The following is a 7923-nucleotide window of genomic DNA, read 5'->3' on the forward strand; positions in this document are numbered from 1 at the left end:
AAAAGTTTCAAGGAAAGCATCCCATGGCGTCACATGGACTGATTCTGGCTCTCGGCCTGCTGGTGGGATTGAGCGTGACCGTTCACGCCGAGCCGTTGGATGAACCGCTCAAACCACTGCCTCCCGTGCCGACTCTGGACCCCAAGCGCGTCCAGTTGGGCCTGCGGCTTTTCAACGACCCGCGGCTGTCGGTCAACAACACCCTGTCCTGTGCCAGTTGCCATCGCCTGGACAAGGGTGGCGCCGACGACAAACAGTTTTCCCTGGGCTTCGACGGTAAACCGGTGGAGTTCAATACACCCACGGTGTTCAACGCCAGCCTGAACTTCCATCAGTTCTGGGACGGCCGCGTCGACACTCTGGAAGAACAGGTGCACATCGTCGTGACCAGCCCGGCGGAAATGGGCAGTACCTGGGAAACGGTGCTCAAGCGCATCGGCCAGGACCCGGACTACGCCCGGGATTTTAACGATGCCTACCCCGACGGCGTGACCCAGGCCAACATCCAGGGTGCCCTGGCCGACTATGAACGCACCCTGCTGACCCCAAATTCACGTTTCGACCAGTACCTGCTGGGCAACACCGACATCCTCACACCCCGGGAAAAGTTCGGTTACCAGCGCTTCAAGGAATACGGCTGCATCGCCTGCCACCAGGGCGTGAACATCGGCGGCAACATGTTCCAGAAATTCGGCGTGATGGGCGACTACATCCAGGACCGGGGTAACCCTACCCGGGCCGACGAGGGCCGCTTCAACGTCACTGGCGACGAGGCTGACCGCCAGGTTTTCAAGGTGCCGAGTCTGCGTAACGTCGCCATCACCGCCCCGTACTTTCACGCCGGGTCAGCGCCTACCCTGGAGAACGCGGTGGAAGTGATGTTCAAGTACCAGTTGGGCCGTGAACCCTTGAAGAACGACACGGAACTGATCGTCGAATTCCTCAAGACCCTCACCGGCGAATGGGAGGGCAAGCCGCTATGACCGCCCTGCGTCGCCTCGGTCTGGCATTCGTCGGCCTCTTGCTGGCGTCAGTCCTGCTGTTCATGTACATCCAGTCGAGTGCACAGCAGGCCGCCTCGTACATTGAATCTCGGGACCTGATCCGCCTGCTCAAACAGCAGGACGCCATCTGGGACAACGAAGTCCTTAAATCCCGGATGGCTTTGAGCCAAAACTATGACCCCCTGGTCTCGCCCCTCAATGAGATGGCGCGTCTGTGGCAGCGCCTCGACGCCATCGAATCGGAACCGGCTCGCCACGCACCGTCAAGCTGGGAACAGGAGCGCGACGAATACCTCAAGGCGGTGAAGGAGAAAACCCGTCTGGTGGAAAGATTCAAATCCCACAATGCGGTATTGCGCAACTCCCTCGCCTTCCTGCCCACCGCCGAAGATGACATCCAGGCCCAGTTCGGCGAACTTGCGGACGCCGACAAACTGCAGCTGCAAAACGTTGCCATCGACACCTACGATCTGTTGCTCAGCGCCATGGAGTTCGCTCATCTGACCACCCGTGAGCAAGCCGCCGAAGTGCTGCTAGGCCTGAACCGGCTGGACGTCAACAAGGAGCGTCTGCCGGTGGGTCTGCAAAAATCCGTCGATATCCTGAGCAGGCACATCGCGCTGATCTTGCGCGAACAACCCAGGGTCAATGACCTCTTGCAGGGAATCGAAGCCGTTCCCGTGGCCGGCCGGCTGGACACCATCACCAGCCTGCTGGACAAAGACCAGGAGAAAGCTGCCGCCAGGCATCAGCGCAACCATATTCTTCTGTTGGTTTTCGCCACGTTCCTGGTGTTGATCCTGATCGGGCTGGCAATCCGGTTGATGCGCAGCTTCGCCGAAACCAAACGCGCCAACAACGCCCTGCAAACCGCCAACGACGAGCTGGAGGTACGGGTCGAAGAGCGCACCCGCCAACTCAAGGACACCCAGAGCGAACTGATGGACACCGCCCGTCAGGCCGGCATGGCGGAAATCGCCACCAACGTGCTGCACAACGTTGGCAACGTGCTCAACAGTGTGAACATCTCCGCCGACCTGATCAGCCGTAAACTGCGCAGCAGCAAGGCCCTGGGGCTGGGCAAGGCGATGCAACTGATCAATGAACACCCCCACGACCTGGGGCACTTCCTTACCGAAGATGAAAAAGGCAAGCTGTTGCCCGGCTATCTGAACCAGTTGGTGGACGCCATCGCGGTCGAACAGCAAGGCCTTTCCGACGAGTTGGCCCAGTTGAGCAAGAGCGTGGATCACATCAAGGATATTGTCTCCACCCAGCAATCCTATGCCGGCGCCAACAGCCTGGTGGAGCCTTTGGTGGTCAGCGAACTGCTCGAAGACGCCCTGCGCATGAACTCCGGCGCCCTGACCCGACACCACGTGACGGTGCTCAAGGAATACGGCGACGTGCCGCGGATCCTGGGCGACAAACACCGCTTGCTGCTGATTCTGATCAACCTGATCAGCAACGCCAAATACGCCATGGCGGGGGTTTCCAACCACGCACGGAACATGACCCTCAAGGCCACGGTGATCAATGACGATACCCTGCAGATCAGCGTCAAGGATGAAGGCGAAGGCATCCCGGCGGAAAACATGACGCGTATCTTCGCCCATGGTTTTACCACCCGTAAGGAAGGCCACGGGTTCGGTTTGCACAGTTGCGCGCTCGCGGCCATTGAGATGAACGGCCACCTCACCGCTCACAGTGAGGGACCAGGCACAGGAGCAACGTTCGTGTTGCAACTGCCCTTGAAACTCGCAGAAGGTGAGCATGAATAATCTGAGCAACCGCCGCATCCTGTTGATCGACGATACACCGGCCATCCATGACGATTTCCGCAAAATCCTCACGCCGGAGGATCAGGTCAATGTCGATCTACTGGACATGGAAAACGCCTTGTTCGGCGACGCACCGAAACCGGCCGGCACCGTATTCGAACTCGACTCAGCCTACGGCGGCCAGGAAGGTCTGAACAAACTGCTGCAAGCGCTCGCAACGGAGCACCCTTATGCATTGGCCTTTGTCGACATGCGCATGCCCGAGGGCTGGGATGGCGCCAAAACCATCGAGGAACTCTGGAAGCACGACCCACTGTTGCAAGTGGTGGTCTGCACCGCCTACTCGGACTATTCCTGGGACGAACTGCTGGACCGCCTCAATGGCCATGACCGGTTACTGATTCTGAAGAAACCCTTCGACAACATCGAAGTCCAGCAAATGGCCAACACCCTGACCACCAAGTGGGAAATGACTTCCCGCGCGCAATTGCAGATGAGCAAACTCGAGGAGCTGGTGGAGCAGCGGACCCAGGCGTTCAAACAGGCCAGTTCTTTGCTGCAGATGGAAATCGACGAACGCAAGATGCTGGAAAGCCAGTTGGTCCAGTCGGAAAAACTCGCCTCGCTGGGCCAGTTGGCCGCCGGGGTCGCTCACGAAATCAACAACCCGATCGGTTTCATTTCTTCCAATCTGGGGGCCCTGGATGGCTACTTTGGCAAACTCCAGGAGATGCTCCAGGCCTATGACAGTGCCGAGCAAGCCATTTCTTCGCCGGAACTGGTAGTGAATCTGAGAAAGCTGCGCGAGCAGGTGGAGCTGGACTTCCTCGTCGAGGACATTCCACTGCTGATCAAAGAGTCCAAGGACGGCATCAGCCGGGTCGGGCAGATCGTCAAGGACCTCAAGGACTTCTCCCGCGTCGACTCCAACCAGGAATGGCAGATGGCCAACTTGCAACAAGGCCTGGATTCGACGCTGAACATCGTCGCCAATGAAATCAAGTACAAGGCCGACGTGATCAAGCAATACAGCCCGTTGCCGGAAGTCGAATGCCTGCCGTCGCAGATCAACCAGGTGATCATGAACCTGATCGTCAACGCCGCCCAGGCCATCGGCCCCGAGCGTGGCACCATCACCTTGCGCAACGGCATTGAAGAAGACACCGTGTGGATCGAAGTCGCCGACAATGGCTCGGGCATGCCGCCTGAGACACTGCAAAAAATCTTCGACCCGTTCTTCACCACCAAACCTGTCGGCCAGGGCACGGGACTGGGACTTTCACTGTCCTACGGCATCGTGAAAAAACACAACGGCGAGATCACAGTGCGCAGCGAGGTCGGGGTGGGAACTACCTTCCGCGTGGAGTTGCCGGTGCGGCAGATGAAACAGGCGAGCTGAGATCGCGCTGTGTGGGAGCAAGGCTTGCCCGCGATGGAGGCGATGCGGTCTTCAGAAACCGAGGCGCCTGTTTAGCGAGCAGGGGTTGCCCCCACCCCAGCGAGCATAAATCCCCTCGCCACAGTTGCCCGCCCTTTCACTGCCAGCGCAGAATGCCTGCACCGCCCCACCCCATCGCTCACCCGAAGGAAACCGCATGAGCCTGTCTTTACTGAGCCGTTACGCCTTCTTTGCCGGCTGCGTAGTTTTCACCCTCGCCAGCCTGCCGTTTCTGCAACACGACTGGCTCTGGCCGATCACGCTGGTGACAGGTCTGTTAAGTCTGCTGGGACTGTTCGACCTGCTGCAGAACCGCCATGCCGTGCGTCGCAACTACCCGATCCTGGGTAATATCCGCTATCTGGTCGAAGGCATCCGCCCGGAAATTCGTCAGTACCTGCTCGAATCCGACAGCGACGCCCTGCCCTTCTCGCGCGCACAGCGTTCCCTGGTGTACTCCCGGGCCAAGAACGAAAGCGCCGACAAACCGTTCGGCACCCTGATCGATGTTTATCAGACCGGTTTCGAATTCATCGGCCACTCCATGCGCCCGGCTCCGTTAAGCGACCCCAGCGGTTTTCGCGTGACGGTCGGCGGACCGCAATGCACCCAACCGTATTCAGCGTCGGTGTTCAACATCTCCGCCATGAGCTTCGGTTCCCTGAGCGCCAACGCCATTCGGGCGTTGAACCAGGGCGCCAAGCTCGGCAATTTCGCCCACGACACGGGCGAAGGCAGCATCAGCCCTTATCACCGCGAACACGGCGGCGACCTGACCTGGGAACTGGGCAGCGGCTATTTCGGCTGTCGCACCCGTGAAGGTCGCTTCGACCCGGAGCGCTTCGCCGCCCAAGCGCAGAACCCGCAGGTGCGGATGATTGAAATCAAGATGAGCCAGGGCGCCAAACCAGGCCATGGCGGAATTCTGCCCAAGCACAAGGTCACCCGGGAAATCGCCGAAACCCGTGGCATCCTCATGGGCGAGGACTGCGTTTCACCGTCACGCCACAGTGCTTTCTCCACACCGATCGAACTGATGCAGTTCGTCCAGCAATTGCGCGAACTGTCCGGTGGCAAACCAGTGGGTTTCAAGTTCTGCCTGGGCCACCCCTGGGAGTTCATGGGCATCGCCAAGGCCATGCTGGAAACCGGCATCCTGCCCGACTTCATCGTGGTGGACGGCAAGGAAGGTGGCACGGGTGCAGCGCCAGTGGAATTCACCGACCACATTGGCGTGCCGTTGCGCGAGGGCCTGCTGTTTGTCCACAACACCTTGGTGGGCCTGAACCTGCGGGACAAGATCAAGCTCGGCGCCAGCGGCAAGATCGTCAGCGCCTTCGACATCGCCAGCGTCCTGGCCATCGGTGCCGACTGGGCCAACGCCGCGCGGGGCTTCATGTTCGCCATCGGCTGCATCCAGTCGCAAAGCTGTCATACCAACAAATGCCCCACCGGCGTCGCCACCCAGGACACCCTGCGCCAGCGCGCCCTGGTTGTGCCGGACAAGGCCCAGCGGGTCTACAACTTCCACCGCAACACCCTCAAGGCCCTGGCCGAAATGCTCGCCGCCGCCGGCCTCGAGCATCCTTCACAACTGCAACCCAAGCATCTGGTACGGCGCATGTCCGCCACTGAAATCAAGCTGTTTTCCCAGTTGCATGTGTTCTTGAAACCGGGGGAATTGCTGACGGGTGAGGTCAATGGGGAGTTTTATTCGCGGATGTGGCAGATGGCGCGGGCGGACAGTTTTGAGCCGCAGGAAGTCGCCGCCGCTTGACGGCAGTGCCATCAGGCATGAGACAGGATCCTCCACGGTACGAGGGGTATCCCCTTGAGAAAAAGCCCCGATCATTCGACCGGGGCTTTTCGTTTTATTGCCGGCAATTTATGAAGCGGTATCCATCGAACCCTGCACATCACCCGTGGGCTGCAACTTGAAGGTATAAAACAGCACCGTCAGCAGCACCAGGAACGCCGGGCCCACGTAGAGGGCCACGCGGGTGTCGGGGAAGTAGGCCATCAGGCCCACCACCAGCACCAGGAACGCCAGCGCCAAATAGGAACTGACCGGGTACAGCCACATGCGGTATTTCAGGGCCGCACGTTCCGAAGCGCTCAGGCTTTTACGGAATTTGAGCTGGGCCAGCAGGATCATCACCCAGGTCCAGATCGCGCCGAAGGTGGCGATGGAGGTCACCCAGACGAAGACTTTTTCCGGCACCAGGTAGTTGAGCAGCACGCCCAGCAGCAGCGCGGCGATGGACAGCAGCAACGCGCGGCGCGGCACGCCGTTGGCCGAGGTGGTGGCGAAACCAGCCGGGGCCTGGCCGTTCTGCGCCAAGCTGTAGAGCATGCGCCCGGTGCTGAAGATACCGCCGTTGCAGGACGACAGCGCCGCAGTGATCACCACGAAGTTGATGATGCCGGCGGCGGTCTTGATACCCAGGCGCTCGAAGGTCATCACGAACGGGCTGCCCTGGGTGCCGATCTCGTTCCAGGGGTAGATCGACAGGATCACAAACAGAGCACCGACGTAGAACAGCAGGATCCGCCAGAACACCGAACCGATGGCGTTGGGGATGGTTTTCTGCGGGTTCTTCGCCTCACCGGCGGTCAGGCCGATCATTTCCACACCCAGGTAGGCGAACATCACCATTTGCAGGGACATCAACACACCCTGCACGCCGTTGGGCATGAAACCGCCGTGCGTCCAGAGATTGGAAATACCCAGGGCCACGCCGTCGTTGCCGAACCCGAAAGCGATGATGCCCACGCCGCCGATGACCATGGCGATGATGGTGACGATCTTGATCAAGGCGAACCAGAACTCGAATTCGCCGAAGGCCTTGACCGCGATCAGATTGATCGAGCCCATGCTGATCAGTGCCGCCAGGGCCCAGATCCAGCGGGGCACGTCGGGGAACCAGATGCCCATGTACACCGCCACCGCGGTGATTTCCGCCACGCAGGTAACCAGCCACAGGAACCAGTAGTTCCAGCCGGTCAGGAATCCCGCCAGCGGCCCGAGGTAGTCCTGGGCATAACGACTGAACGAGCCGGCCACCGGGTTGTGCACGGCCATCTCACCGAGCGCACGCATGATCACCAGGATCGCCAGGCCGCCAATGATGTAGGACAGCATGATCGCCGGACCGGCCATTTCGATGGCCTTGGCCGAGCCGAGGAACAGCCCGACACCGATGCAAGCGCCGAGCGCCATCAGGCGGATATGCCGCTCGCCGAGTTCACGTTTGAGCGGACCACCCTGAGCGGTCTCGCCATGGGGCAGATGATTGCCGACAGGCATAGGGATACAACCTCGTTTTGTTATTGGATTGACCACCGAGTCTCCAAAGCCGCAAGCCGATAAGCCTGCCACCTTGCCGAAACCGGGTCTGTTTTGTGGACAGACCGTCCTGTAGAACAAACGCCGCAGGATCAGCGGGCCGTGCAGTATAAAAAGCCAGAGGCAGAGAGTTTCACTGTAAAACCAGGGAAAATCAGGGATAAACCTCATCCCTATACCCATCTATGGAGACGTATTGCCTGGGATTACAGCCAATTCGTAAAACGGCGCCGAGTATTGCACAGCGATGGTGCAGCGTCATGCCCGGGGGACATGCCGATGGCTCTAGCGCAGGGTTCTTGGGCTGAACAGCCCCTGTGGCGAGGGAGCTTGCTCCCGCTGGGTGGCGCAGCC

At 60.0% G+C, this 7923-nt stretch carries 5 protein-coding genes; 4 read left to right on the top strand and 1 reads right to left on the bottom strand.

The window, feature by feature from the left end; translation table 11 throughout:
• The first annotated feature begins 23 nt into the window (after positions 1–23).
• The 4 genes from MKS85_RS26580 to MKS85_RS26595 all read left to right on the top strand — a co-directional run bounded on the left by MKS85_RS26580 (position 24) and on the right by MKS85_RS26595 (position 6000).
• Positions 24–983, top strand: a complete 960-nt coding sequence (locus MKS85_RS26580) for a cytochrome c peroxidase (protein WP_310663168.1) — start codon at positions 24–26, stop codon at positions 981–983.
• Positions 980–2785, top strand: a complete 1806-nt coding sequence (locus tag MKS85_RS26585; protein ID WP_188250916.1) for a DAHL domain-containing protein — start codon at positions 980–982, stop codon at positions 2783–2785. Before MKS85_RS26580 ends, MKS85_RS26585 begins: the two co-directional genes overlap by 4 nt.
• Entirely contained in the window at positions 2778–4184 is a 1407-nt protein-coding gene (locus tag MKS85_RS26590) for an ATP-binding protein (RefSeq protein WP_107321936.1), read from the top strand. The genes MKS85_RS26585 and MKS85_RS26590 overlap by 8 nt, the downstream gene beginning before the upstream one ends.
• 196 nt (positions 4185–4380) lie before the next feature.
• The gene (locus tag MKS85_RS26595; RefSeq protein ID WP_047230405.1) at positions 4381–6000 is read left to right on the top strand and encodes an FMN-binding glutamate synthase family protein; all 1620 of its coding nucleotides are present in this window, start codon (positions 4381–4383) and stop codon (positions 5998–6000) included.
• Between the two features lie 108 nt (positions 6001–6108).
• On the opposite strand, the gene MKS85_RS26600 is transcribed toward MKS85_RS26595, so the two are convergent.
• Complete coding sequence (locus MKS85_RS26600; protein ID WP_047230406.1) at positions 6109–7530, bottom strand: amino acid permease; 1422 nt, start codon at positions 7528–7530, stop codon at positions 6109–6111.
• Positions 7531–7923 lie beyond the last annotated feature (393 nt).

The sequence above is a fragment of the Pseudomonas sp. JL2 genome (assembly GCF_031570495.1).
GTDB lineage: Bacteria > Pseudomonadota > Gammaproteobacteria > Pseudomonadales > Pseudomonadaceae > Aquipseudomonas > Aquipseudomonas rhizophila.